The sequence below is a fragment of the Paenibacillus flagellatus genome, from assembly GCF_003217775.1.
GTDB classification, from domain to species: Bacteria; Bacillota; Bacilli; order Paenibacillales; family NBRC-103111; genus Paenibacillus_AB; species Paenibacillus_AB flagellatus.
The window spans coordinates 63,105-88,357 of record NZ_QJVJ01000013.1 but is presented as its reverse complement, the minus strand read 5'-3'; the positions used below and the strand labels follow the sequence as shown (position 1 = coordinate 88,357).

The window sequence follows — 25,253 nt, the reverse complement described above, 5'->3', positions numbered from 1 at the left end:
ATTCCGTTACCCGAGGAAAGAGAGGCGACGCCATGCCAACGCACTTCAGCCGCTGCACGACCGACGAAGATTTCGCCCGGGCAAGCTTATTCGTCATCGAGCGGAAGCGAGACCTGCATCCTTCGTTTACGACGCTCGATGCGGTCGCTTTTTTGTACGACTATTTGACGCAGGGCCATCTGGTACAGGTGGTCGATACGGCCGACAACCGAATCGTCGCCGTGTCGGCGTACTATCACGGGTCGCCGGAGCGGCAGTTCGAGGACAAGGACGTCGCGTTCATCGATTTGGCCCTCGCCGACCGGTCGAGCCGGGGAACGCGGGTCTTCGTCAACGGGCTCCGGGACTTGGCCGACCATATCGCCGAACGGCATCCGGACGTCGACGAACTGCGATTCGCCGCGCGGGCGGACAACGCTTATATCCGCAACCTGTACGCCAAATTTTCGACGGAGAGCTACACGAGGGAAGGAACGGTCGGCGAAGAAGTCGTGTTTTGTGTCAAAATTAACCGATTGCGCTCTATGTTATCCCGGTACGCTAAGGTATAATGGGTACTAGAAATCCGACTTAGTTCCTATACGAAGGAGGTGCTTCAATATGTATCCACCACGTGGCGACATTAAAGAAATCAAAAAAGGCAGCGGCTTCGGCCGAATCGTCAAAACGAACGATTCCTTGAGAGTACAGCCTCAGCAATGAGCTACGTCTATCGTTCCTGCGAACTGGAAATGGACCATGAAGCGTACGTCACGTTTCTGCTTCGGCACGACGCCGAGCTGAATTTGCCGTACTCGTTCGCCATGAAGCTCGGCTTTCTCAGCAGCCCGTTATTTCTGGGCAAGGCGATGCTCGTTTTCCACGAGGAGTCTTACGACCTTGCCGGAGCGGCCGGCTTCGTCTATGGTACCGGCCCGCGCGACTACGAGGACCGGGACGTATGCCAGGTGGAGGTCGTCATCGTCCGCCGGGAATACCGGCGTCCGACCTTATTTGTAGAAGGCTTGCGGGCGCTTGTTGCCGAGATGAAGGCGGGCAACCCGGACGTTCGGCAAGTTCAGTTTTGGACGTCCCCGGCCCATGCGGGGCTGGAGCGGCTGTTCGCCAAGCTCGCCGCCCTGCCCGGCGCGACCCGATCGGTCGTGAACGACCGGGCGTTTTATACGGTTCCGTTCCGGGAGCTGGAAGCGTATGCCGGACGGTTGCGGGCTGGTTAACGGCATAGGAAATGCAAGGAAACTGTCGGGGGAAGCTCTCGGCAGTTTTTTAGCTCGCTCTTCAGGCATCCTTCCATAGGTTCAAAACATGACTCCCCCGCGGCCGACCCGTTCCTACCATGGTTTCCCCCGTCCGTCCCGAACATAGAATAACGACGTATCCCGTCTCGGATTAGGAGAAGAATCGCACCCATGACCTACTTGTCCACGTTTAAATCGAAACCGCATGCCGACCGCTTCCTGGAAGCGTACGACCGGACGCTCTCGCTCTGGAACGTCGCGCATGCATCCGTGTATGTCCCGACGGACTACGGAACGACGCACGTCTTGGTCGCCGGGCCCGTGGACGGCGAACCGCTCGTCTTATTACACGGCTTCGGCTTCGGCGCGACGATGTGGTATGCGAACGTCGAAGCGCTGTCCGCGGAGTTCCGGGTATATGCCGTCGATGTGATCGGGGAGTTCAATCGAAGCGAAGTCGCCGCGCACTTTCGGGAAAAGTCGGATTACGCCGATTGGCTGTCCCAGCTGCTGGACCGTCTGCACATCGAAAAAGCCGCGTTCCTCGGTCATTCGAACGGCGGCTGGCATATTCTGAACTACGCGATGCAAGTCCCTCATCGGGTGACCAAAATGGTACTGCTCGCGCCGGCCGCCTCCTTCGCCCCGTTCCGCAAGCAGTTCGGGCTTCGGCTGCTCGCGGCCAACTTGATCAAAACCCGTCCCGTTATTATCGGCTATTGTGCAAAATGGTTCGTCGGGAAAGGAAATACGGTAAACGACTATTTATTCGAGCAATTTTATCACGGCCTGAAAGGATTCGCCTGGAAGTACAAAATCTTGATCCCGTCCGTATTCAGCGACGAAGAATTGGAGCGGATCCGCGTTTCGGGGCTTATGCTGATCGGCGATCGGGAAGTGATCTACGATGCGGGAAGCGTGTTCGCCCGTGCGCGGGCGAAGCTGCCTCTGCTCGAGACGATGACGATCCCCGGGGCCGGCCACGCGCTCCCGATCGAACGTTCGGAACTCGTCAACGAACGGGCGCTGCAGTTTTTGCGGTCTTAGAGGTCGAACCGCTCATTCATTCGACCGGCCGCGCTTCCAGCAGCGCCTTGATCCTCTTCAAGTCCTTCTCGTTCGCCCGGCGCATCATGAAGGCCATCATCGGCGTCAAAAACGCCGAAAACCCGGACGGCTTCCCCCGATTCCTCAACGTCATCCGGGTCGTATGCCCGTCCATCGCCTCCCACGTGTACGTCGTCTCCATCGGGAAAGGCCCGTCCGCCGTTTCCATGACCAGCAATCGTCCCGGTTCGTACGCCGCGATACGATAAACGTAGGCGAGCGTCTTCCCCAGAAATCGCGCTTGGAACGCGATTCTCGACCCGACGGCCAACGGCTTCGGCGTCAGCCATTCCGCCGACCGGATATTGACATACCATTCGGGCGCGTTGTCCGGGTTGGCCGCATAGGCGGACACCTCCTCGCATGGGCGGCGAATCTTTATTTCGGTCCAAACATCCACCATGTGGAACACCCCCGTAGTATCTGTTTTCCCGTCCCGAACCTTCGCCAAACTTCCGCGTCCATGCAGGTATAACAGCCGCAGGTCGGCATTTTAACAGAAAAAAACACCCTTGCGGGTGCCTTTCCTTTCAAGTCCACCGTATCCCGGACTATCTCACACAGACGCGTTCCACAATCGTCCGGGCCAAAATCTCGGTCGGATTGACCACTTGCAGCCCATCCGTCGATTGCAGGACGATCGGGACCTCCGTGCAGCCGGCGATGACGGCTTGCGCGCCGCCGGATACGAGCGCTTCCGCCTCTTCGCGGAATAGCCGTCCCCCCGTCTCCAGGTCGCCCCGCTTGACCGCGAGGATGCCTTCCATAACCCGCTCCTGCGACCGTTCGTCCGGGATTAGCACGTGTACGCCCTCCCGCTGCAGCAGCCGCTGATACAGCTTCGTATGCAGCGTGCCGTCCGTAGCCAATATCCCGACCCGGGCGATTCCCGCCTCCGCGACATGGCGGGACGTCTCCCCCGGCATATGAACGACCGGGACGGTGACGGCGCCTTCGATCCGATCGATAAAATAGTGCGCCGTGTTGCAGGCGATGGCGATCATATCCGCCCCCGCCCGCTGCAGCCGGCGCGCCGACTCTTCCAAGTACGGACCGGGGTCCGGGCCCACGCCCAAAATCGCCTCGGTCCGGTCCGGAATTTGGGGATACTGGTCGACGATGAGGTGGACATGCTCCTGATCGCGCCGGGCCGGCGTATACTCGATCACCTTCCGCATCAAATCGACCGTGGCGAGCGGCCCCATTCCGCCGATGATCCCTACCGTTCCCGCCATCTTCGCATCACGCTCCGTCGGAACTACGCTTGAGCCGTTCGGCAAAACCGGTCCGATCCCCGGTCCGGTTGGACGCCCCCGGCGTCCTTCATCGGAAATCCGGAGGAATTCGCCGCGCGGTGCCGGTCAATATCGCCGTCTCGACGACGGCGTGCCGCACCTTTTGGACGACCTGCTCGTTGAATATACTCGGGATGATGTACTGCTCGTTCAGCTCCGCCTCCGATACAACCGACGCGATGGCGCGGGCGGCCGCCAGCTTCATCGGCTCGTTGATCCGCGCCGCCCGGCAGTCGAGCACGCCGCGGAAAATGCCCGGGAAGGCGAGCACGTTGTTGATCTGGTTCGGGTAATCGCTTCTACCGGTCGCGTACACCTTCACGTGCGGCAGCGCCGCCTCGGGGGCGATTTCCGGCACCGGATTCGCCATCGCGAAGACGATCGCATTCGCATTCATGCGCTCGACGTCCGCCTCGTCCAGCAGATTGCCTTTGGATACGCCGATGAAGACGTCCGCCCCGGCGAGCACGTCCCTAAGCGTGCCTTCCCGCTCCTCCACCTCCGGCCGATCCGCGAGCCACTGCCACATCGGGTGCGCATACTGCCCGCCCCGCACGATCGCGCCCTCCCGGTCGACCGGGACGAGCCGGGTGACGCCGGCCGCGAGCAGCATTTTGCAAATCGACACGCCGGCGGCGCCGATTCCGTTGACGACGACGCGGACGTGATCGATCCGCTTGCCGGCCACCTTCAGCGCATTCAGCAGTCCGGCCGTCACGACGATGGCCGTCCCGTGCTGATCGTCGTGGAAGACGGGGATGTCCAACTCCTCGGCCAATCGCGTCTCGATTTCGAAGCAGCGGGGCGAGCTGATGTCCTCCAGGTTGATCCCGCCGAAAATCGGACTGATCGCCTTAATCGTCCGGATAATCTCTTCCGTATCCTTCGTATCGAGACACAGAGGAAAGGCATCGACGTCGGCCAGCTGCTTGAACAGCATCGCCTTCCCCTCCATGACCGGAGCGGCCGCATACGGCCCGATGTCGCCCAGCCCGAGCACGGCCGTCCCGTCCGATATGACGGCTACCGTATTCCGCTTGATCGTCAACGAATAAGCCTTCTTCGCGTTTTCGTGTATGGCCGAGCATATTTTGGCTACCCCCGGCGTGTAGACGAGCGACAAGTCGTCGCGGTTTTTGATTTTCTGCTTCGGCTGCACTTCGATCTTGCCCCCGAGGTGGACGAGGAACGTCCGGTCCGATACGTTGACGAGCCGAATGCCTTCCGTCTGCGCCAGCGATTCGACGATTGCCGCTTCCCCGGTATCCGCGACGTCGACCGTAATGTCCCGGACCGACGATTCCTTGCCCGGACGGATGACGTCGATGGACGTAATGTCGCCTCCCGCCCTGCTGATCGTGGCGGCGACGTCTCCGAACGAGACGAGCCGGTGGTCCAGCTCCACTCGCAATATGACACTCGTTTGCGGCATCGGTTCTCCTGCTTTCTTCTTATAGTGAAAAGCTTCGCGGCAAAAGAACGCTAAAACCCGGCCTTCCGCAAATGCTCGAGGCTGAGCCGCGTCGCCGCTTCGGGGTCCCAATTGTACTTGGGGCCGATGATTTCCAAGGTTAAATACCCGCTGTAGCGATGGGCGTCCAAACTGCGCTTGAACGCGTCGAGAGGGAAGCAGCCTTCGCCCCACGCCATATGGGCCGACGTCTTGCCGTCGCCGTCCAGGAAATGAATGTGAACGAGATCGTCGCCGAATAAAGAGGCATAGTCGTCGATCGAGTCTCCGGCCAGCACCATCGGCACCGTATCGAGCATCGCCTTCACGTTCGTCGCGCCGACTTCGTCGACCATCCGCTTCAAGCCGGCCGCATTCGTGATGACATTGGAGCCGATATGCGACAGCGGCTCGAGAACCAACTGGACGCCCGCCGCTCTCGCCGCCAAGGCGAGCTCCCCGATCGATTCGCGGGCCCGCTCCCACGCCTCCTCCTTCGGCTCGTTGAAAAATCCGTACCCGGCCGTCACGAGCAGCTTGTCGCATTCCAGCGAATTCGCCGTGCCGAGACATTTCTTGAAATAGCCGATGCTCCGCCGGCGAAGCGTATCGTCCTTGGACGCCAAATTGATCGGATAAATGCACTGCTCCGGCGTGAAGCAGACGAGCTCGAGCCCCCGCCGGTCGATTTCCTTGCGCAGCGCCTCCACTTCCCCGTGCGTCGCATCCGGAACGTACAAATGCGGAGCCCCGGCCCACAGCTCGATCGCTTGAAGGCCGAGCCGTTCCGTCGAATCGAGGAAGTAGTCGAACGTATAGCGATGATAATGAAAGTTCATATTGGCGATCGTGGCCATTCGAGCATCCTCCCGTCTACAATACCGCTTGCTTCCCGTAGCCGAACGCCCCGTGATAGCCGCATACGGCCGAGGCGAACGCCGTCGCTTCCCTGAGGGCGTAGGCCATGTCGCGGCTTTCGTGATAATGCCGCAAAAACGCGCCGATCAGCGAGTCGCCCGCCCCCATCGTATCGACGACGTCGGTCGGAATCGGGACCTGCTCGGTCACCTTGCCTCCCTCGGAGAATACGGCGGGGTTCGCTCCCCGGGTTACCCCGACGACGCGGACGCCCAGCTTGTGGACGAAGTCGAACAGATCGTCGATCTCCGAGCGCGACATGTCGCTGCCGGAAAAGAAGGCATACGTCAAATACGGGCACACTTGGTGCAAATAGTCGTTGTCCCACCGATTGCGCGTGGAAAAGTCGAACGAAACGGCCTTTTCCCTCAGCTTCGCCAGCTCGTGCTCCAAATCGCTGTTGATGCTCGTATGAATGACGTCGTACTCCGCGATATAGTCCAAGTCGTCCGCGTTGATTTTCAGCGCGAGCATCGACTGCGCCCGCTTCGCCTTGTTCGAGGCGACGAACACCCGGTCCCCTTCCGCGTTGAGCGAGACGGTAGCGACGCCGCTGGGGGCGTCCACCGTCCGGATGCGGGCGATGTCGAGTCCTTCCCGCTTCAAGGATTCGATAATATGCCCGCCCGGCTCGTCGCGCCCGATAATGCCCAGGTAAGATGCCTTCTCGCAGCCGCTCCGCTTGGCGAAGACGGCGGCGTTGAGCGCATTGCCGCCCGGGTACATAAGCCCTTGGTCCTTGTAAAAGTCGACGACGCTGTCTCCGATGCCGATCAATTTCACGTGCGTCCTCTCCCCTCTTATCCTTTGACTCCGCCTTCCGCCAGCCCCCGCACGAAATGCTTCTGCATGAAGACGAACAGAAGGACGAGCGGCAGCGCGGAGATGACGAGTCCCGCCATCAGCACGCCCCAATCCGTGTACAAGGCGTCGCGGAACGCCAGCAAGCCCGAGGTGATCGTCTTGACGGAGTCGCTGTCGATGAAAATAATCGCGAACAGAAATTCGTTCCACGTCCAATACGCCGTAAGCAGAACCGTCGTCCATATGATCGGCTTGCTCATCGGGATGAAAATGCGAAAGAAAATACCGAGACTCGAGCAGCCTTCCAGGTAGGCCGATTCCTCCAGCTCCTTCGGAATTTGCAGGAAGAACGAGCGAATCAGAAGCACCGTCATCGACGTCCGGAACGCTACATAGGGAAGGATGAGCGCCCAATGCGTGTCATGGATGCCGATCGTCTGCACGAGCTTATACAGCGGGATGAGGCTGACCTGCGGCGAGAACATCATCCCCGCGGACAAGAGCGCCAGAACGACGTACTTCCCTTTGAACGAAAAGCGGGACAGCCCGTAGGCGCTGAAGGCGCTCAGCAGAACCGTCAGAACGACGGAACAGGACGTGACGACGACGCTGTTCATGAAATATTTGGAGACCCCCATCGTCCACGCTTTGGCATAGTTCGAGGGGAACCACTTTGTCGGCAGGGACCAGCTGCTGCCGTATATTTCTTTCGTCTCCTTGAAGGAGCTCATGATCATCCAAAATAGCGGATAGGCGACGATCAGGAAATAGCCGATCAGCACGAGCGAAACGGCCGCAATGCCGACGATCGCACCTACGGAGCGCTTCCTGCCATGAGAGGCGGCGGCGTTCATGCTTACCCCTCCTTCCCGGTTTTGAACAGTTTCGTTTGCAGCATATAGAACAGGAAGGTGATGGCGAGAATGACGTTGGCGATGCTCGACGCATAGCCCATCTCGTTATCGACGAACGCTCTCTGATACAAGAACGTGCTCAGCACCTGCGACGAGTTGCCCGGCCCGCCGTTCGTCAAGACGTAGACGTCCGCAAACGTCAGGAACGATTGGCTGATGACGAACACCGTCGTCACGAACATCATTTCCTTGACCTGCGGAACGGTGATGAACCGGAACGCCTGCACCTTGCTGCAGCCGTCGATTTTGGACGCCTCGTACAATTCCTGCGGAATTTTCTGAATCGCCACGATAAACAGCATCGTAATATACCCGATCCCCTGCCATTGGCTCATCGCGATAACCGCATAAATCGCCGTGGAGCTGTTGCCGAGCCACCCCGTCGCATATTGGCCCAGGCCGATCAGCTCGAGCAGCTTGTTCAGCAGGCCGATTTGCGGGTTATAGATGAAGCCGAACAGCAAGCCGATGACCGAAACGGAGATCATGACCGGCAAAAAGTAAACGGTGCGAAGGATCGGCGACAGCTTGCGGAACAGGACGTCTTCCAAAATCGCGGCGAGCACCAAGCCCCCGAGCACCTGACAGACGAGCGAGATGCCGGCATGGAGCAGCGTGTTTTTCAGCGCGACGTAAAAAACCGAATCCTGAAACAGCCGGACGTAATTGTCGAATCCGACAAAATCCCTTTTGCTCGAAAAGGGACTCCAGCTGTAAAACCCGGACTGCAGGTTTTGAACGACGGGGTAGTAGATGAACACGGCGAGAATCAGCACGCTGGGCAAAATGTACAAATACGGAGTCAGCTTCCGGTTGGTCATAAGATCTCACCTTCATTCGTATGGAGAGGACGGAGCCTCAGTTTTGGCTCCGCCCCGGCTTGCTTGCGGACTTGCTTATTTCCCGCGAACCTGCTTCGCGATATCCTGCAATTCCTTCACGACTTGCTCCGGCGTTTTCTTCTTGTTGAGCACTTCCTGCATGGCGGCCAAGTACGCCTGCGACACCCGCGAATCCATCAGCGTATCGACCCATTGCGCCATGCCTTTCGCCTCGATGATTTTGTTGGCCGCTTCGATCATGAGCGGATGCGGGGACGTATCCGTATTGATCGCGCCTTTGACGACGCTGACGTAGTTGGTGTCTTTCACGTATTTGGCGCCGTTCTCCTTGTTCGTCAAAAACTTCAGGAACGCCATCGCTTCTTTCGGATGCTTCGTCTTCGCCGAGATCATGAAGCCTTCCGGCGCGCCCGTCAAAATGTTCGGGTCTCCCGCTCCGCCTTCGATGGCCGGCATTTGGAAGAAGCCCCATTCGAACGGAAGGTCTTTGAAAAACCGGAACCCGCTCGTCTCTTCATACGAGATCGCCGCCTGCTGATTGATGAACATGTTCCGCTCTTCCTCGAACGAAATCGCATTCGGCTGGTCGTTCATGAAAGGCATCAGCTCTTGGAACTTTTGGATCGCCTGGACGTAGCCCGGGTGCGTGTACTCTCCGGTCGCCGCCGCGTAATCTTTCGCCAGCACATCGGCCGGTACGAGACGGGCGTTCAGCGAGGTCATGTACGCGCCGGCCACCCAAGGCGCCTTGTTGCCGACCGCGAGAGGCGTAACGCCGCTTTCCGCCTTCAGCTTGGCGAGCACCTGCAGAAATTGGGACCACGTCGTCGGAGGCTGCAGCCCCAGCTTGTTAAAGATCGTCTTGTTGTAGTAGAACAGCTTCGTCGACGCCATCAGCGGCACGCCGAACGTTTTGCCGTCCTTCGAGAACGGGGCGACGGCGGACGGAATGATTTGATCCGACCATGCTTTGTCTTCCGCGTAGTAGCTCGTCAGGTCCAGCGCTTTTCCTTCCCGGACGAACTTCTCGCCGTATTCCCCGGCCCAGGAGAAGAAAATGTCCGGCGGGTTTTCGTTGGCCAGCACGACGTTGATCTTCTGCTTGTACTGGTCGTTGAGCGCCGAAATGACCTCGATTTTGATCGACGGGTTCTTGTCCTGGAACTCCTTGATGACGCTGTTGAAGTAGCCGTTGAACGGCTCGTTCGGCCACCGGTGGAAAAATTGCAGCGTAACCTTCCCCGAATCTCCTCCGGCCTCGCCTGCGGCCGATCCGCCGTCCTTGCCGCTCGAGCAAGCGGCCGCCAGCATGAGAATGATGATGACGCTCATAAGCGTCGCAATCGCTTTTTTCATCGTACGATTCCCCCTATTTGTTTTCAGAATCGAAAAAGCGCTTACAAACGTTGGATGAAGGAAGGCAATAGAGAACGTTCCTCTATTGCTCCCAGTCGCGTCAAGCGAGTACGTACGATCAGTAGGCGACCTTCCACATGTACCTTCTCGTTTCGAGCGGGTGCTTCGTTTCTTTGGCCAATTCGGCCGCAAACTGGCGAATGACTTGGTTCAGGACGAGCGGAGCCACGTAGCCCTTGACGTCTTCCTCGACTCCCGTGAAGTCGTAGTCCTTCGCATCGATGATCAGCAGCTTCTCGCCGTATTGGCGGAGGAACTTGAGGGCGCGCTCTTCGAGCGGACGCGTTTCGTCCAGACCGAGGAACAGGATGAACGGCGACTCCTTGTCCAAAATTTCGAACGGCCCGTGGAAAAACTCGCCGGCATGGATCGCGTGGGAATTTTTCCACTGCATCTCCATCAGGAAGCAGATGGCGAACATGTAGGCGATGCCGTAATTCGCGCCGCTCGCCATCGTGTAGATGACGCTCTCGTCCTTGAAGTCGACGGCGAACTTTTGAGCGGTCGGAGCGAACTGCTGCTTCGCTTTCGCATAGACGGAGTCGAGATGCGGCAGCGTGCGCAGTATGCTGTCCAGCTTCTTGTTGCCTTCCTTGACGGCCAGTACGCCGAACACCAGCTGGTACAGGACGGCGTAGTTCGATTCCTCCGCCTTCACTTCCCCGCCCCACGGGTACGGGATGACGTACTCCGAAGATTGGGCCAGCGGAGAATCCGTCAGGTTGGTCATCGATGCGGTGATGGCCCCTTTGCTGCGGGCGAATTTGGCCGCTTCGACCGTTTCCGGCGTATTGCCGCGAAGCGAGCACAAGATGACGAGCGACTTCTCGTTCAACGTTCTCGGATTGCGGTGAATGAACTCGTTGGAGCTGTACAAATCCGACGTGATCGTTTGCGCCTCGCGGTCCAAGATATATTTGCTGGAATACATCAAGGAAGACGAACCTCCGCAAGCTACGAAAAATACCCGCTCGATCTCTCTCTCTTTCACTGCGTCCAAAACGCGCTGCACATGCTCATTGACCACCATGACGTTACCTCCAAGTCGTATACTGTTGTTTACATTTGTTATTGTACAATAGTGTACAAATATCGTCAATCGTTTTTTTGAAAGCGTTCCATCGCCTTTTCGTGCGGCCGTTGAAAGGCGAAAAAACCCGCCATCGATTGGCGGGCTTGCGTCTTCCGATATGAGGCGATGCGCGAATAAGTGCGGGGCGCTCGAATTTATCGTTCCGGCCCTTGTTCGGGCGGCGCGTTTTTCTCTTTCCGTTGGTTGACGGTAATCGTAAATTTGACCCGGTTCGTCTTGTACAAGGAGGACGAGATATGAATCGGCGCGTTGTCGTCGTCGTACGACTTGCGCTCGATGACGTACAGCGTCGTACCCGGATCGCAGTTCAGGATGGACGCCTCCTCTTCGGTCGCATACGCCAGCTCCAGCGTTTTCTCCGAATACGTCATCTCGATGTTGTACCGTCGCTTCAGCGTGCTGTAGGTGGACGGCGATTCCAGGATGAATCGCTCGAGCCCCGGGAATCGGTCCAGCGAGTAATGCGCGGTTTCGAAAATGAGCACTTCGTCGCGGATGTAATGCGCCCGCTTCAGCTCCAATATGCGGTCGCCCGGCTCGACGCGAAAAAAAGAGGCGAGATAGTCGTCCGCCCCGATCACCGAGCATGACAAAATGTGCGGCCGCAGCGGCTCCCCCGTGGTGGTGGCCGTCTCGGAATAGCCGCCCATCGAGAACAGCTCCCGCTTGATCATCGATTCCTCGCGGACGAACGTTCCTTTGCCTTGATGGCGCTTCAGAATCCCTTCGCCGACCAAATCCATGATCGCCTTGCGCACCGTCCCCCGGCTGACCCCGTACGTCTCGCACAGCTCTTCCTCGGGCGGCAATTGTTCGCCGGCTTTATAGTTACCGCGGTGAATATCTTCTTTGATTATATTTTTCAATTGCAAATAGAGCGGTTCCTGGCTCGTATTGTTCAGTTTCATGGCACGACGGCTCCTTATGGTTGACGGGAAAAACTGTATTTATCATACTTTAGCTTCATTCCAAGTGTCAACGAGCGTAGGCGGAGGCCGGCGGTCACGTTTTCTCGAATTTGCCAATTGTCAGGCGGAAACGTATAATAGTTGTTAGTTGGTTGACTAACTCACTATGGAGAGGAGTGCATATCATGGCCAAGCCGAATGTCGTCACCAAAGACGAGCTTTTGCAGGCCGCCCGTCATTGCGTCGCCGAGAAAGGAGTCGAGAAAACGACGTTAAAGGCGGTAGCCGAGCAGGCGAACGTCAGTCAAGGGACGGTCTTTTATCATTTCCGGACGAAGGAACAGCTCATGATCGAGCTCGTCCAAAGCTTGTGCGACGCTTCCTGGCAATCGCTGCAGCAAAGGCACGGAAGCTTGGAGGAGGCGCTGCAAGCGGCCAAGGACCGATGCGGATACGACTCCGCTTACCACCGGTTGTTTTTCGCGACGCTGGCCGCGAGCCTTTCGTTCCAACCGAATCGCGATCGGCTCGGGGCGATGGTTCGGCAGGAAAACGAGCATCTGACCGTCATGCTCGCTTCTCGCTGGGGATCGTCGCCCGTTGCGGGCATTCCGACGGAGCATTGGGGCATTCTCATGAACGCGATGATCGACGGGCTGGCCGTTCAGGCATTATTGGACGAGGATTTTCCGAAGGAAGCGGTGTTCGATTCCGTGCGGCGCTTCTTCGCCTTTATGACGAATGAGGGGAGTCCATGATTACCAAGACGGCGCCCAAGCGGCGCGACGCTTTTTTTCTGCTATGGGGCTTCGTCCTGTGGCTGGCGGCGACGGCGGCGTTTCACTTGTTCGGGGATTGGCTGATCGAGGCGGGGAACGGGCCGAAAAATGCGATCAGCTTCCTTGTCGCCGTACCGGTCATTCTGGGATGCACGCTTCCGATGTACGCCTTGCGCGGTATTCCGCCCTCCGAGCGGCTCCGTTCCGCGGTCTGCATCGCCTTGCCCGGGATGCTGCTGGACGCGCTCTCCCTTCCCTTCCATCGCACCGTCTTCCCGGTTCTGGCCGACGACAGCATACCGCTGTTGGCCGCCTGGCTGTTGTGGGCGTACAGTCTTATTATCGCGTCGGGATGGCGGGGGAATCGGTGAGGCGGCCAACAAAGCCTTTCGCGTGCTGACATTGTTCGCCGCGAAAGGCTTTTGTCGTTACTTCGCTTCGGCGCGCCGTCCGGCCAACCATTTCCGGTCGATCCATGCGGCGAGGGCGACGGCCGCGGCGATCGTCAGCAGCATCGCTCCATACGTCTCGAACGGCAGCGGGCTGCCCCGGAGCTCGAAGCTGTCCGCCCGAAACTCGAGGCGCTTGGCTGCATGTTTCGCGGTCAGGACGTCTTCCTGCTTCGCCAAGTCCTCCAGCTGCACCTCGAAGAGGAAGCGGTCCTTGGCGCCGCTATGGACGAACCACGGCTCCGCCCCGCCGCCTTTGCTTTTCCAAAGCTCGGCTTCCTCCGACGCCAGCTCGTTCGCCCGGGTGCCCGGCACGACCCGTTTATCGGTCTTTGGAGGATTGTCCAGCGTATGCCGCGCCAGCAAATATAAACCGTGCTTCGAAGCGACGGGCCGATCCGTCTTCGCGATCGAGAGCGTCCGCGTCGTGCCGCTGTCCGAGTAGATGTCCAGGACGGAGGCGACCGCCATTTCCTCTACGCCTTCGTAGAGCAGGACGCCGAGCTTTTTCTCGTTCCACCGGAAGGCGTTGTTCAAGACGTAAGTGGAATACCGCATATCGATTCGGTAAGGCTCCACTTCCGGGTTGGCGACAAAGGGATAGGACGGATAGTGCAGCTGTTCCGCGATCGCGGCCGCGGCCGGCTCGCCGAGCTGCTGCGAGATGACGTACAGACTGGCGTCGATGCCGGACGAGATGCCGGCGGAGGAAATCATCCGCCCTCCGTCGTTCGTTACGTAGCGTCGATCCTGCACCCAATGAACGTCCGGATATTTCTTCGTCAAGACGGGCATCGTCTGCCAATGCGTCGCGCCCGTTTTCCCGTTCAGCAGCCCGGTAGAGGCGAGGACGTCGGCCCCGGCGCAAATGCTCAGCAGCGTAGTCCCTTTATGCTTCAAAATCCAATCCTGAACCGGCTTCAGCTTCTCCGCGTCGGTCATCGTCATATACGGGATCGCGACGATGTCCGGGCTCCTTCCGAGCATAGCGTCCAGCTCGGCGAACGCATAATGGGGCACGACGTCGACGCCGCCCGTCAACGATCGGACGCCGTTGTCCGATGCGACGGCATAGACGTTATAAGCCCCCGTCATGGAGAAAAGCTGGTAAGGAATCGTAAAATCCATGCCCTCGGTCGTTTCATTGCCCAAAATGACCGCGACGGTCGGCTTGCTCGCGTCGTGCGCCGGCTTCTTCAGCCCGTCCAGGGAAGGGACCGGCTCCTGCCGAATCGAGCCCCAGAACGCTTTCTGCGCACCGATGTACCCGGGGGCGGCTATGGCTACGACGACGAATAAGACGACGAACGCAAACACGAAAACCCTCAAAACGGTTCTTTTCATGAAAGTCATTTCTCCTTCATTTTTCTCTAGGGTCTTCATTCGCAGCGACGATCCCGACATACGAACATGGTCCCGTGATGAGAACATGGACGTTTTTCAATGGCGCCGCTCCTGTCATCGTTTCCTATAGCTCCCCATCAGCCATAGGCCAAGCAGCACGAAAGCGGCCCATCCGACCGCCATCGAGGCCGGCAGGACGATCCATGCGATCGACAACCAAGCCAAGAGCAGCGAGACCGGGCTGACGGCTTTCAGCAGCCGGTAGAACGGCTTCCCGAGCCCTTCCCGGTGGAGCGGCGTCGCCTCCAGAAGCAGCAGCAGCGGATTGCATACCGTCCCGAACAATAACGGAATGACGACATGCGCCGGAAACGCCTTCTGCACAGCGAATTCGATCACATAGACGAATGCCGCGGCGAAAGCTTGCGTAAAAAAATCGAGATGAGCGGACTTCAGCTTCCGGGGGTTCGTAAACAGACTCGTCCACCTCGGCGAGTTTTGGTAATGAACCGCCGCAAGCGGCAGGGACAAAGCGAGCCCCAGCATCAAGGAAAATAACCCCCAGTACAGCAATTGAATGTTCATGTCGTCTCTCGTTCCCTTCTGCACCATATCGCAAATCGGCCTTGCGAAAGCATCTTATCACGCGGCCAGCTTTCTCAACGCGCAAATCCTTGTGCAGCCGGCGCAAAACTTTGCGTCCCGCACGCAAAAGCAAAAGCACCCTTACGGGTGCTTTTTGAATGTGAAAGAATGACGGGAATTATGGGCAATCTGGGGATCATCGGGTAGTATTAAAGGAAGGCCGAATTCCACTTGAAGATTCATTTTTGCCCCCGTACTCCGATATGCCGTTCCCGAGCTACTAAGACCGGTCGGGACGTATGAAAAAAACAATATTCGCGATGAGGAGCCTGCTTGTGCAACTCGTTGTATCGGCGCAGCGCGGATCTTGAATCCACAAAACGATCAACGACGACGACCTCCTCAATGTAGCGGTTGCCAGACACAGAATGAGCCTTCGTAGCCTCTAGAACAACCCACTCATTCGGAAATCGTTCCTTCACTTCTTCCCAACGCATCTCATCACCCCTGCAACTCTAATTGATTCCATAATAACACATATAATAGTTCGGCCGAATGGATCCGATATTTCATTCCGCTACCCGCTTCCGCAACTGCTCGAACAGCCGTTCCGTCTGCTGCGGGTCTCGCTCGTTGTAGAACACATACCCGTCGGGCAGCTTGATCCGGATGTACGGCGGAGCTTTGAACACGTACAGCCGCGATTGGCCCAGCTCGTTCAGCTTGAAATGTCCCCGGGCAACCTGATTCGTCCCTTCCCCATTCGTCTTCCTGCCCGAAGGAAGGCTCTCCACAAGCGCGAGTTCTTCGATATCGGTCACGTTAAACTCGTACGAATACATCGGGTAGTCGATTTCGATCGTATGCTCGGGCGTAACGGTCAGAACGGGCTCGACTATCTCCGAACGAACCAACAAAAACGAAACGCCGATGACGACGACGACAGCTATCCCGATCGGGATCCATACGAGCAGTTTTCCGGCAAGAGTAGCCGTATTGACGGTCTCCCCCATCCCGATCCGTTTGGGGACGAAGACGCTTCGGTCGTAAGGATTATGGTACGTAAAGCCGTTGATCCAGTATTCGTCATCGTCGGTGTAAACGACTTGGCCGTCCAACGCCAGCGTTTCCCGCTCCAAGCGGGCGATGCCCCGGTATACGTACCAGACGATGGCCAGCGGAATCGCGCTGAACAACAGCGTAATCGTGAGCCACACCCCGAACATCCGCTCGTTCTCATTGGAGAGAAGCAGACCGATCAGCGCGCAGTGGACGTTCTCCAGCACGGCCAACCCGAGCCACATGTAAGACAACCGGCTGCGCTTGGCCTGATTGAGGCTGACGTTCACGTCGCTGTTCAGGCTGTACACCTTGGCCTTGGCCTTGCGCGCCTGCAGCGAAACCAGGAGGAGTACGATCGTAACGACGAGCGAGCCGGAAGCGACGGTTAGAAACGGCGACGATTCGCCCGCTCCCCATAGCAGGAGACCGAGCGCCATCGCCAGCGGGATCGCGAACAGCCAGACGGGAGCCGAACGCCGGTTTTTTAAATAGGCCGCACGCAAATCGCTCTGGATAACGCGCTTCGCCCCGACAAACCACTCCTTCTCGCGTTTTACGGCCAGCGTCTCCCGAAACGCCCGCCGGAACGGAGCCGGCATCACGACAAAGGAGACGGAGAACCACGCGAAAAAGTAAATGACCTGATAGGCGGCACTATTGTACAGCAAAAGGAACGGAACGAGAAACACGGCCATTCCCACACAAGCTTGCGTATGCCGTTTCTTGAATGTCGATTGGATGCTCCGGATTCTCCCGTCGTCCGGTGCGGAATCGGGCAAGGTAACGGCGAACAGCATGCCGTTCTTATACCGGGCCTGCGACCGGTAGGTGGCCGCCAATACGACGAAATGAACGGCGGCCGCTACGGACAAAATGATCGTTAACAAGATCGGAATCGACTCCTTTCAAGCAAAGCTAAGGATGCCGGTAAGTCATGTTGGCGAAAATTTGCGAGCATAACGTTTGGAAGCGCGACTGGTTCACCCCTTGAATCGTAGCCTGCGCGATCAGCAATCGGAGCTGCTCCTCCAGCTGCGGCGAAGGCTCGGGATTATCGGGCGGGCGAGGACTCACCTTGGCTCCGTGCCGCCGGTCGATGACGATATAGCCTTCTTGCTTCAGCAGCATGTACGCTTTATTGACCGTCATCGTGTTGATGCCCAGGTCTTCGGCAAGCTGCCGGACGGTCGGAAGCTTCTCTTGGGCGGCCAATTCGCCGGTGGCGATGCCGATCACGATCTGGTTGCGCAGCTGCTCGTAGAGAGGCGTTTCGCTGTCCAACTGCAAGGAGATGATCATGGGGAGGATTCACCTCGATTCGTCTTTTGTATTATATATAATAATACAAATAATACTTAACTCGCATGGGTCTTTGGACTAGAAATCAAGGAAGACGTCTCCGCCTAAACGTATCTCCTAAATGGGCGGCGGTCCTCCGGAACGCTTCTGCTAAAACCGAAGCAGGCAAACGAAAACCCCGATCCGAAACGGTCGGGGTTGGGCTCGGCATCTGCACGGACGAACGGGACGCCGCAGCATCCTTCTATCGAATCACATGCGGCGTTTCTTGTACAGCAAGTACAGCATATACGGGGCGCCCACGATCGCGACCAGAATCCCGCAAGGAATCTCGATCGGCTTCAGCATGATTCTGCCGAATAAGTCGGCCAGCATGACGATGAGCCCGCCCAGCAATGCGGCTGCGGGAATTACCCGGCGGGAAGCCGCGCCGACCGCATACCGGGACATATGCGGGGCCATCAAGCCGACGAAGCCGATCGTGCCCGCCATCGCCACAGCCGAACCGGCCAAGCCGATGCTGATCAGGAGGAGAAGACCGCGGCTCAGCTCCAACCGGCTCCCTAGCCCCCTCGCCGCGTCGTCTCCCAGCTGAAGCACATCCAGCCGCTTCGCAAGCAGCAGCGAAACCGGCAGCAGCACCAGCAGCCATGGCAGCAGCGGCCAGAAATGCTCCCAGCTGCGGCCGTACACGCTGCCGGTCATCCAGATGACGGCCATTTTGGCGTCGTTGATTTTCCCGATTGTAAGCAAAAACGTGACGATCGCGCCGGCCGAGGCCGAAAGGCCGACGCCGACGAGCAGCAGCCGAACCGGAGACAGCCCGCGGCGCCAGGCCAGCACGTAGGACAAAGCGCCCGCCGACAAGGCGCCGACGAAAGCGGCGACCGGCATCAGGGCTACCGGTATGGAGGGGAATACGATGATGGCGGCGACGGCCGTCAAGGAAGCTCCCGCGTTCAGGCCCACGACGCCGGGGGCCGCGAGCGGATTGCGGGTAATGCCTTGCAGCAGCACGCCGGACAGCGCCAAGCCCGCTCCCGCCAAAAAAGCGACAAGCGCGCGCGGCAGCCGAAGCGTCTGTACGACAAAGCCGTATTTCGAATCGCCCCCGCCCACCGCCGCAAGCAGCGCCTCCCTTACCGGGATCGGGTAATCGCCCAGCATGAGATGGAGGAGGAGCACGATCAGATTGCCCGCGATCAGAGCGCTCAGAACGACAGGTGTAGAACGATAGGGGGACGCATACCCGTAGGACGTCATCGGCTAGCTTCTCCTTTGGGCAAGATAAATAAGGAACGGCGCGCCCAGCAAAGCCGTTACGATGCCGGCCGGGACCTCCTGCGCCGGTACCGCGAAACGGGCCGCAATATCCGCCAGCAGCAGCAAAACGGCGCCCGCAACGGCCGAGTACGGGATCACCCAGCGATAATCCGGGCCGGCGATCGACCGGACGATATGCGGCACCGCGAGTCCGACGAAGCCGATCGGACCGGCGATGGCCACGGACGAGCCTGCGAGGACGACAACCGCCAATAGGGAGCCCGCCTTGACCCACTCCGTCCGCAAGCCGAGACTCCGAGCCGCATCCTCGCCAAGACTGATCACATTCACTTGCTTGCTGAGCGCGAGCGTCCCGATCAGCCCCGTCAGCATGAAAGGAAGAACTTGATAAAAGAGCTCGATATTCCGCCCCGTCAACGAACCGGCCAGCCAAAAGCGCATCGTATCCAGCGACTGCTCGTCGAATACGAGAATTCCTTGCGTAAGCGACGCGAAGAGCAGGTTGATGACCGATCCCGCCAAAATCAGCTTGAGCGGCGTTAGCCCCCCGCCGCCGATCGAGCCCAGAACATACACGGCCAAGCCGGCCAGTCCCGCTCCCAAGAAGGCAAACCCGATATGCCCGCCGGGGGAGACGCCGCCCCATACGAAAATATGCAGCACGACCAGCAGCGCCGCGCCCTGGCTCACGCCGAACAGCTCCGGTCCCGCAAGCGGGTTGCGCGTAATCGCCTGCATGACGGCCCCGGCCATAGCCAGGCACGCGCCGACCGTCATCGCGATGAGCGCTCGGGGCAGACGAACCGTACGGATCAGCAGATGCTCGCGAGACTCGTGATCGAACGCGGTAAGAGCGTCCAAGGCGACCGACAGCGGAACGGCCGTTTTGCCGAGAGCGATGCTGCCCAGCAAACCTGCCCCCGTTAAAAGCAATCCAATGACAAGCCCTGCCGCCCGAATGTTCAATCCGTCGCCCCCCGCATTACGGAGCCAGTATCCGCGTCAGATCGTCCAGCATCAGGTTGACCGACTGGATGCCGTGACCGCTTAACCACGTTTCGGGGCTGACCTGATGAACCTGGTTGGCTTTGACGGCTTGGAGCGTGCCCCATATCGGGTTTTTGCGGATCTTGTCGTTAAAGTAGGCCAACTCGCTCTCGCGGCCGAACCATAGGATGACGTCGGCGTCCAAATCGGCGATCTGTTCCTCGGTCACGCTCAAATGCTGCTTTCCTTTGACGTTCTGCGCGGCCGGACGCGTCAGCCCGGCTTCGCTCGCAATCGCCCCGCTGAACGTCTCCGGCAAATAAACCCGCACATGATCTTGGCGCGGGCGCAGAAGCGCAACCCGGGACGGCTTCGTCCCCCGGTCCTTCTTGAACTTCTCCACCCGCTGTTCGTATTGCTTCAGCAGCTTGTCCGCCTCTTCCGTTTTCCCGACGGCCTCCGCATGCAGCTTCAGGTTGTCTTTCCACTGCACGCCCACGTTCTCGATGAACACCGTCGGCGCAATTTTCTTCAGCTTGTCGTAGACCGCTTCCTGCTCCACCTTCGTTCCAAGAATGAGATCCGGGGCCAGCTTCGCGATCGTCTCCAGATTCGGCTGAGCGATCGTTCCGATGTTGGCGATCCCGTCCGTTCCTTTGAGGTACGCCGGGAACGGCTCGTTCAACGAAGCGACGGATGCGGCTCCGATCGGCTTCACGCCCAGCGCGAGCAAGTTATCCAGCGCCGCATTATCCAGAACCACAACCCGGCTCGGTTTCACGGGGATCGCTATTTCCCCCATCGCATCTTTGATCGTCTTGGCCGCTGCAGCCATCGAGTCCGAACCGCTCGTACCCGGGGACGGCTGCACGCCGGCACCGGTCGCGCCCGCCCCCGCAGAAGTCGGCGATGCCCCTTGTCCAGCCGGCACTTCCTTGCTTCCGCATGCGGAGACGATTAGCATCAGGGCGAGCAGAAGGCCCGGCACCGAGAGGCGTTTGCACCATTTGGTCAAACCGCTTGTCATGGAATACCCTCCTAAAATGTCGATCCCCCATGTTTTGTTGATATTGAGAATCATTATTAATTATAGGGTTCGGCATCCGGGATGTACATGACGGATTCTATCCAAAATCCATATCGGATCTTGTTCAACTTCATGTTGAACGACGGCGTTCATTTGGCTATAATTGAGAATCATTATCAATAGTTGGTTCGAAGGATGAGATCGCCTTGAATACGACTCCTTTACTGCTGCTCTCCTCCGTCTTTCGGCGACAGTATGCCGGGCGCGAGCCCCGATCGTTCGCCCCTCTCCCCGCCCCGGCTTTTCTCTATATCACGCAAGGGGCGGGCTTGCTCCGTCGGGGCGATTCGTCGGATCCGATCGAGCCGAACCGGCTCTGGCTCCTTGAACCCGGCCTACCGGTCAGGGTCGAGCCTCATGCCGATCTCCTTGTCTGCTATATCTTGTTCCTTCGCCGTCTCGATGTCTCGAAAGCCGGCGTCCTGCCCGGCTCCGGTTTGTCCCGGGCGTTACGGCCGCTGGCTCCGGGCGCTATCCCGCTTTATCCCGATGCGGCCCCTCTGGAACGGGTCGAAGCGCTCTACGATGCGTATCGGTCCGGGGCTACGTCCGCTTTCGTGCGAAATGCGATGTTCCAGGAGCTCGTTCACTTCCTGGTGAGACATAGCGTCCCTCGGCCGGAGGCGGACCGGCAGCCGACAGCGAAAGGGATCTCTCCCAGCATCGATTACATGCACGCCCACTACAGCCGGAAATTGACGTTGGAGACGTTGTCCGAAATCGCCGGGTTCACGCCTACCTCTTACTCGCGCGAGTTCAAAAGATTGAAGGGGACGTCCCCGATCGACTACTTGAACAGCCTGCGGATCGCCCATGCCAAGAGCATGCTTCTGGAGAAAAATCACACCGTAAAGGAGGTATCCGCCGCCAGCGGCTTCGGCAACGAATTTTATTTCAGCCGGATGTTCAAGCGGCATGTGGGGATATCCCCCACCATGTATATGAACCGGAAAAACATCCGCGTGGCCGCCGTTTCGTGCCTCCGGTTTCACGATATTTTGCAATCGCTCGGGGTTCATCCGGTTTACGCGGCCAACTGCCATCAGACCAAGACGATGAGCAAGGAAGAACACGAGCAACAGCTCGGGGAGCACCTTGACCGCATGCGCGAAACGGAACCGGAACTCATCATCGCCGACCACTATCATCTCCCTTATAAAGACCGGTTCAGCCGGATCGCCCCCACTCACATTCTCGATTATGGCATGGATTGGCGGACGGTTACCCGTCACATTGCGGCGCTGCTCGGGAGAGAGAGGGAGGCCGCGCACAATATGCGGCAGCTGGAGCGCAAGCTTGGCGAGGCGAAACCGATGTTGAACCGCCGGTTCGGCGACCAGACGGTCACGATGATGCGGGTCGTGCACAAGCTGATCCGCATTCAAGGAGCCGGTTACCATCCGTTGAACGAATTGATCTATGCCGAGCTCGGCTTCAAGCCCGGCTTCTGCGTGCCGGCCAATGGGATGAATGTGGAATTCTCGCCCGACAAGTACCCGAATCTGGGTACCGACCATCTGTGGATCCAAGATCATTTCTACGATCCCGAGGATGAAGCCGTCTTTCGCCGCATTCAAGCCACCGACGAATGGCATTCGATGAAGGCGGTAAGAAGCGGCAACGTCCGTTACATCGGGAACTGGTTCGGCATGGGCTGGTCGACGACCGGCCGAATGCGGATTATGGACGATCTGCTGAAAATGACTTGAGAAAAAGGTTCCGGAGTCCATCTTGCTGCTCCGGAACCTTTTCAGACGAATCTACGTTGGGATTGCGGCTTTAATCTGCTTCGTATAGAAAAATCGTAGAACGAAGAAATATAGAATCTGTATAGCCAGAAAAACACCGAGCACCATCGCGGATTGCTTGGTCAGATCATAGCTGAAAAGGCGGGACAACGACGTCAAGGCTACCGCCCCGTGTACAAGGGCTACTACAATCGGCGCGAAAACGAGGATCGCCGTTTGTCTGTTCAGCACCTGCTTCAGTTCCTTCTCACTCAAGCCCATTCGGGCGATCGTTTTGAATTTCCGTTTATCCCCGTCCACATCCATGTACAGCCGGAAATAAAGGAAGCTTCCGGCCGAGACGAAAAAGACGACTCCGATAAACAGCCCGACAAACAAAATCGCTCCGTAATCTTTATGGATTCGGTAGATTTCATACTCGACGGCAGTCACTTGATGAGGCAGCGCCTCATACATTTTTTTCGAAGCCGCGAAAATGTTTTGCGTGCCTCCCGTCGCCAGCCAAGCATGAAAGCTTTCTTCGTCAATCGGCGCAGGAAGCTCGTCGAAATTTTTGTCCGAAACGATATAATACGAATCCATGGCCGGCAGCGCTCTTGAATACCGGACTTCGTTCGCATGCAAGACGGCGCCCGACTGTAACGGGATCGTTGCATTCGGTTCCGTTCCCCGCGGAAAAGGACTTCCTTTCAGCTTGACGACGACCGCTTGTCCATCCTTCGCTTCGATCGCGTCTTCCCCGATCAAGTCCGCCAAGCGATTAAAATCGGATTGGGTCAGGATCGCGATTTTGTTTGTCGTATCTCCCTTATAATAGCGAAGAACGGCGTTCGCGGCCTTCGCCTCAATCTTTTCCTCCTGCAATGTTTTCTCGATTAACGCTATATTCTCCCGTTCATCCGCATACGAGGTAAATGTGTACGGATTGGCGGCCCGGACTCCCTCCGTCAGTAAGGTTTGGAATCCGTACAAGGTTCCGATCGCACTGAACGCCACCGTCGAAATGATGGCAACGAGGAAAAACGTTCGGGCATTATCTTTCATCCGGTAGGAGAGATCGGAGAACAGAATCATATTGGTTCTGCGCCAGAACAAGGATTCGCTTTTCTTTAACCTGCGTACCGCAAAGACGCTTAACTGGGTAAACAATAAATAGGTGCCGACAATCACCATGACGACCACCGGAAGCATAACCGCTACTACAACGAGTCCTTTCGCAACCAATGCCGTGGCATAACCTCCGCCAAGCAAGACGGCGGCAATAACGGTTAATGCTATATTCGCCTTCGGTTCGCCTTTCGATGCTTTTTCCCCCTTGATTAAGTCAATCAGCTTCCCGCTTCGCAAGACGTAGGAAACGAACAAGGAGATCAAGAAAAAGAGGACGATAAAGGAGACGAAGGTTAAAACGGCCGCGTGCACCGGTATATAGAAATTCAAGCCGTTTTCGAGGACGAGCACGTTTTCAGCCAGCAGCAGCATCGCTTTGGCAAATACGACTCCAAGCACAATGCCGCCCAAAGTGGCGCAAAAACCGATGATCATGTTCTCCAAAAACACCATGGAACGGACTTGCCTCTTCGTCATCCCATGGAGCATCAATACGCCGAGTTCTTTTTTGCGCGATTGCAAAAAGGAGCTCATCGAATAAAGGATGAAGAAAAAAGAGAAGGTGTAGATGATTCCCGCAGCGATGTTCATCCCTTGCGTCACGTTGCGGTTCATCCCTTCCCCGTTCAGCGCGGGATGAAAGGCAAAGACGGCAAACGTAAAAAAGGCCATGACCGTAAACATGCTGCTAAGAAAATAGGCCGCATACAGCCTCTTGTTGCGGGCGACGTTATTAAACGCGAATTGTCGAAAGGTCATTGGCTTCTCCTCCCAACAAAGAAAGCGTGTCGATAATCTTCTGGAAGAAGGCCCGGCGATTGTCGCCTCTGTGAATTTCCGAATACAGCCTTCCGTCGCGAATAAACACGACCCGGTTGCAATAGCTTGCCGCTAGAGGATCGTGAGTGACAAGCATCATCGTCGTCCGCTCGTCGCGATTGATGGATTCCAGCATTTCCATGACATCTTTGGAGGACTTGGAATCCAAATTTCCCGTCGGCTCATCGGCAAGCAGCAGCTTGGGCGAATGAATCATCGCCCTGGCGACAGCCGTTCTTTGTGCTTGGCCCCCGGAAATTTCATACGTGCGTTTTTTCATGATTTCCGATATTCCGAGCTTTTCGGCTATCGCGTTCGCTTTTTGTTTCATTTCGGCCACTTTACTGCCGTCCAAGGTTAACGGCAGCACGATATTCTCCTCCACCGTCAAGGTGTGGAGCAGGTTAAAATCCTGAAAGACGAAGCCCAATTCCCGACGGCGAAATTTGGCCAGCTCGTCTTTTTTGAGGCGGTGGGGATTGCTTCCGTCGATCAAAACTTCTCCCGTGGTCGGTTCGTCTATCGTTGCGATAATATTGAGCAGGGTCGTCTTCCCGCTGCCGGACGGACCCATCACCCCGACAAATTCGCCTCGATCGATCGTTAAATCGATATCCGTCAAAGCACGGTAGGTGATTTTTCCATCATATAGCTTGCTCACTTGTTTTACGTTCAGCATGACCGATCTCCTTTCCGCTTACGCTCCTTGATCTGT

General features: G+C 57.6%; 25 protein-coding genes. 6 read left to right on the top strand and 19 right to left on the bottom strand.

The features are described from left to right. Positions 1–32 precede the first annotated feature (32 nt). The 3 genes from DLM86_RS25370 (at position 33) to DLM86_RS25360 (ending at position 2,285) form a co-directional block, all read left to right on the top strand. Positions 33–551 carry a hypothetical protein gene (locus DLM86_RS25370; RefSeq protein WP_110842872.1) on the top strand — a complete coding sequence of 173 codons (519 nt, stop codon included), beginning with the start codon at positions 33–35 and terminating at the stop codon, positions 549–551. A 147-nt stretch (positions 552–698) separates the two neighbouring features. Further along, entirely contained in the window at positions 699–1,217 is a 519-nt protein-coding gene (locus DLM86_RS25365; protein ID WP_110842871.1) for a hypothetical protein, read from the top strand. Positions 1,218–1,409: 192 nt separating this feature from the next. Beyond that, positions 1,410–2,285, top strand: a complete 876-nt coding sequence (locus tag DLM86_RS25360; protein ID WP_110842870.1) for an alpha/beta fold hydrolase — start codon at positions 1,410–1,412, stop codon at positions 2,283–2,285. Between the two features lie 16 nt (positions 2,286–2,301). Here DLM86_RS25360 and DLM86_RS25355 read toward each other — a convergent pair whose 3' ends face one another. The 10 genes from DLM86_RS25355 to DLM86_RS25310 form a co-directional block, all read right to left on the bottom strand. After that, positions 2,302–2,748: an SRPBCC family protein gene (locus DLM86_RS25355; protein ID WP_110842869.1), complete on the bottom strand. Its 447-nt coding sequence runs from the start codon at positions 2,746–2,748 to the stop codon at positions 2,302–2,304. 148 nt (positions 2,749–2,896) lie between these two features. After that, the gene (gene cuyB / locus DLM86_RS25350; RefSeq protein ID WP_110842868.1) at positions 2,897–3,580 is read right to left on the bottom strand and encodes a cysteate racemase; all 684 of its coding nucleotides are present in this window, start codon (positions 3,578–3,580) and stop codon (positions 2,897–2,899) included. A gap of 88 nt (positions 3,581–3,668) precedes the next feature. Beyond that, the gene (locus DLM86_RS25345; protein WP_110842867.1) at positions 3,669–5,072 is read right to left on the bottom strand and encodes an NAD-dependent malic enzyme; all 1,404 of its coding nucleotides are present in this window, start codon (positions 5,070–5,072) and stop codon (positions 3,669–3,671) included. Positions 5,073–5,122: 50 nt separating this feature from the next. Next, positions 5,123–5,947, bottom strand: coding sequence for a TIM barrel protein (locus tag DLM86_RS25340; RefSeq protein WP_110842866.1), 825 nt, complete (start codon positions 5,945–5,947; stop codon positions 5,123–5,125). Positions 5,948–5,963: 16 nt separating this feature from the next. Beyond that, complete coding sequence (locus DLM86_RS25335) at positions 5,964–6,791, bottom strand: PfkB family carbohydrate kinase (protein WP_110842865.1); 828 nt, start codon at positions 6,789–6,791, stop codon at positions 5,964–5,966. A 17-nt stretch (positions 6,792–6,808) separates the two neighbouring features. Beyond that, entirely contained in the window at positions 6,809–7,666 is an 858-nt protein-coding gene (locus tag DLM86_RS25330) for a carbohydrate ABC transporter permease (protein ID WP_110842864.1), read from the bottom strand. 2 nt (positions 7,667–7,668) lie between these two features. Further along, on the bottom strand, positions 7,669–8,547 hold the full coding sequence (locus DLM86_RS25325) for a carbohydrate ABC transporter permease (RefSeq protein ID WP_110842863.1): 879 nt from the start codon (positions 8,545–8,547) through the stop codon (positions 7,669–7,671). A 75-nt stretch (positions 8,548–8,622) separates the two neighbouring features. Next, on the bottom strand, positions 8,623–9,924 hold the full coding sequence (locus DLM86_RS25320) for an ABC transporter substrate-binding protein (protein ID WP_110842862.1): 1,302 nt from the start codon (positions 9,922–9,924) through the stop codon (positions 8,623–8,625). A 118-nt stretch (positions 9,925–10,042) separates the two neighbouring features. Beyond that, the gene (locus DLM86_RS25315; RefSeq protein WP_110842861.1) at positions 10,043–11,014 is read right to left on the bottom strand and encodes an SIS domain-containing protein; all 972 of its coding nucleotides are present in this window, start codon (positions 11,012–11,014) and stop codon (positions 10,043–10,045) included. A 197-nt stretch (positions 11,015–11,211) separates the two neighbouring features. Next, a complete protein-coding gene (locus DLM86_RS25310) occupies positions 11,212–11,985 on the bottom strand; it encodes a UTRA domain-containing protein (RefSeq protein WP_110842860.1) in 774 nt (257 codons plus the stop codon). 185 nt (positions 11,986–12,170) lie between these two features. Here DLM86_RS25310 and DLM86_RS25305 point away from each other — a divergent pair, with 185 nt between their 5' ends. After that, positions 12,171–12,743, top strand: a complete 573-nt coding sequence (locus tag DLM86_RS25305; RefSeq protein ID WP_110842859.1) for a TetR/AcrR family transcriptional regulator — start codon at positions 12,171–12,173, stop codon at positions 12,741–12,743. Then, positions 12,740–13,135 (top strand): DUF5367 family protein, encoded by a 396-nt coding sequence (locus DLM86_RS25300; protein ID WP_110842858.1) that lies wholly within the window; start codon positions 12,740–12,742, stop codon positions 13,133–13,135. Before DLM86_RS25305 ends, DLM86_RS25300 begins: the two co-directional genes overlap by 4 nt. Before the next feature lie 57 nt (positions 13,136–13,192). Here DLM86_RS25300 and DLM86_RS25295 read toward each other — a convergent pair whose 3' ends face one another. The 7 genes from DLM86_RS25295 to DLM86_RS25255 all read right to left on the bottom strand — a co-directional run bounded on the left by DLM86_RS25295 (position 13,193) and on the right by DLM86_RS25255 (position 20,801). Continuing rightward, complete coding sequence (locus DLM86_RS25295) at positions 13,193–14,557, bottom strand: DJ-1/PfpI family protein (protein WP_110842857.1); 1,365 nt, start codon at positions 14,555–14,557, stop codon at positions 13,193–13,195. A 114-nt stretch (positions 14,558–14,671) separates the two neighbouring features. After that, entirely contained in the window at positions 14,672–15,142 is a 471-nt protein-coding gene (locus DLM86_RS25290) for a hypothetical protein (RefSeq protein WP_110842856.1), read from the bottom strand. Positions 15,143–15,711: 569 nt separating this feature from the next. Continuing rightward, on the bottom strand, positions 15,712–17,091 hold the full coding sequence (locus DLM86_RS25275; RefSeq protein WP_110842853.1) for a DUF5808 domain-containing protein: 1,380 nt from the start codon (positions 17,089–17,091) through the stop codon (positions 15,712–15,714). Between the two features lie 28 nt (positions 17,092–17,119). Beyond that, entirely contained in the window at positions 17,120–17,503 is a 384-nt protein-coding gene (locus tag DLM86_RS25270) for a GntR family transcriptional regulator (RefSeq protein ID WP_110842852.1), read from the bottom strand. A 252-nt stretch (positions 17,504–17,755) separates the two neighbouring features. Continuing rightward, on the bottom strand, positions 17,756–18,766 hold the full coding sequence (locus tag DLM86_RS25265) for a FecCD family ABC transporter permease (RefSeq protein ID WP_110842851.1): 1,011 nt from the start codon (positions 18,764–18,766) through the stop codon (positions 17,756–17,758). A 3-nt stretch (positions 18,767–18,769) separates the two neighbouring features. Next, positions 18,770–19,699 carry a FecCD family ABC transporter permease gene (locus DLM86_RS25260; protein WP_245954906.1) on the bottom strand — a complete coding sequence of 310 codons (930 nt, stop codon included), beginning with the start codon at positions 19,697–19,699 and terminating at the stop codon, positions 18,770–18,772. 70 nt (positions 19,700–19,769) lie between these two features. Beyond that, positions 19,770–20,801, bottom strand: coding sequence for an ABC transporter substrate-binding protein (locus DLM86_RS25255; protein ID WP_158289658.1), 1,032 nt, complete (start codon positions 20,799–20,801; stop codon positions 19,770–19,772). A gap of 206 nt (positions 20,802–21,007) precedes the next feature. Here DLM86_RS25255 and DLM86_RS25250 point away from each other — a divergent pair, with 206 nt between their 5' ends. Next, complete coding sequence (locus DLM86_RS25250) at positions 21,008–22,570, top strand: AraC family transcriptional regulator (protein ID WP_146250288.1); 1,563 nt, start codon at positions 21,008–21,010, stop codon at positions 22,568–22,570. A gap of 51 nt (positions 22,571–22,621) precedes the next feature. Here DLM86_RS25250 and DLM86_RS25245 read toward each other — a convergent pair whose 3' ends face one another. Both DLM86_RS25245 and DLM86_RS25240 read right to left on the bottom strand, forming a co-directional pair. Further along, the gene (locus DLM86_RS25245) at positions 22,622–24,478 is read right to left on the bottom strand and encodes an ABC transporter permease (RefSeq protein ID WP_110842847.1); all 1,857 of its coding nucleotides are present in this window, start codon (positions 24,476–24,478) and stop codon (positions 22,622–22,624) included. After that, on the bottom strand, positions 24,453–25,217 hold the full coding sequence (locus tag DLM86_RS25240; RefSeq protein ID WP_110842846.1) for an ABC transporter ATP-binding protein: 765 nt from the start codon (positions 25,215–25,217) through the stop codon (positions 24,453–24,455). The genes DLM86_RS25245 and DLM86_RS25240 overlap by 26 nt, the downstream gene beginning before the upstream one ends. Positions 25,218–25,253: the final 36 nt, after the last annotated feature.

What these genes read in the sequence shown, in the direction of transcription:
- DLM86_RS25255 (WP_158289658.1), bottom strand. Translation starts at nt 20,801, where the DNA reads ATGACAAGCGGTTTGACCAAATGGTGCAAACGCCTCTCGGTGCCGGGC.
- DLM86_RS25340 (WP_110842866.1), bottom strand. Translation starts at nt 5,947, where the DNA reads ATGGCCACGATCGCCAATATGAACTTTCATTATCATCGCTATACGTTC.
- DLM86_RS25370 (WP_110842872.1), top strand. Translation starts at nt 33, where the DNA reads ATGCCAACGCACTTCAGCCGCTGCACGACCGACGAAGATTTCGCCCGG.
- DLM86_RS25330 (WP_110842864.1), bottom strand. Translation starts at nt 7,666, where the DNA reads ATGAACGCCGCCGCCTCTCATGGCAGGAAGCGCTCCGTAGGTGCGATC.
- DLM86_RS25365 (WP_110842871.1), top strand. Translation starts at nt 699, where the DNA reads ATGAGCTACGTCTATCGTTCCTGCGAACTGGAAATGGACCATGAAGCG.
- DLM86_RS25315 (WP_110842861.1), bottom strand. Translation starts at nt 11,014, where the DNA reads ATGGTGGTCAATGAGCATGTGCAGCGCGTTTTGGACGCAGTGAAAGAG.
- DLM86_RS25360 (WP_110842870.1), top strand. Translation starts at nt 1,410, where the DNA reads ATGACCTACTTGTCCACGTTTAAATCGAAACCGCATGCCGACCGCTTC.
- DLM86_RS25300 (WP_110842858.1), top strand. Translation starts at nt 12,740, where the DNA reads ATGATTACCAAGACGGCGCCCAAGCGGCGCGACGCTTTTTTTCTGCTA.
- DLM86_RS25345 (WP_110842867.1), bottom strand. Translation starts at nt 5,072, where the DNA reads ATGCCGCAAACGAGTGTCATATTGCGAGTGGAGCTGGACCACCGGCTC.
- DLM86_RS25305 (WP_110842859.1), top strand. Translation starts at nt 12,171, where the DNA reads ATGGCCAAGCCGAATGTCGTCACCAAAGACGAGCTTTTGCAGGCCGCC.
- DLM86_RS25355 (WP_110842869.1), bottom strand. Translation starts at nt 2,748, where the DNA reads ATGGTGGATGTTTGGACCGAAATAAAGATTCGCCGCCCATGCGAGGAG.
- DLM86_RS25290 (WP_110842856.1), bottom strand. Translation starts at nt 15,142, where the DNA reads ATGAACATTCAATTGCTGTACTGGGGGTTATTTTCCTTGATGCTGGGG.
- DLM86_RS25320 (WP_110842862.1), bottom strand. Translation starts at nt 9,924, where the DNA reads ATGAAAAAAGCGATTGCGACGCTTATGAGCGTCATCATCATTCTCATG.
- DLM86_RS25325 (WP_110842863.1), bottom strand. Translation starts at nt 8,547, where the DNA reads ATGACCAACCGGAAGCTGACTCCGTATTTGTACATTTTGCCCAGCGTG.
- DLM86_RS25310 (WP_110842860.1), bottom strand. Translation starts at nt 11,985, where the DNA reads ATGAAACTGAACAATACGAGCCAGGAACCGCTCTATTTGCAATTGAAA.
- cuyB (WP_110842868.1), bottom strand. Translation starts at nt 3,580, where the DNA reads ATGGCGGGAACGGTAGGGATCATCGGCGGAATGGGGCCGCTCGCCACG.
- DLM86_RS25265 (WP_110842851.1), bottom strand. Translation starts at nt 18,766, where the DNA reads ATGACGTCCTACGGGTATGCGTCCCCCTATCGTTCTACACCTGTCGTT.
- DLM86_RS25245 (WP_110842847.1), bottom strand. Translation starts at nt 24,478, where the DNA reads ATGACCTTTCGACAATTCGCGTTTAATAACGTCGCCCGCAACAAGAGG.
- DLM86_RS25295 (WP_110842857.1), bottom strand. Translation starts at nt 14,557, where the DNA reads ATGAAAAGAACCGTTTTGAGGGTTTTCGTGTTTGCGTTCGTCGTCTTA.
- DLM86_RS25270 (WP_110842852.1), bottom strand. Translation starts at nt 17,503, where the DNA reads ATGATCATCTCCTTGCAGTTGGACAGCGAAACGCCTCTCTACGAGCAG.
- DLM86_RS25240 (WP_110842846.1), bottom strand. Translation starts at nt 25,217, where the DNA reads ATGCTGAACGTAAAACAAGTGAGCAAGCTATATGATGGAAAAATCACC.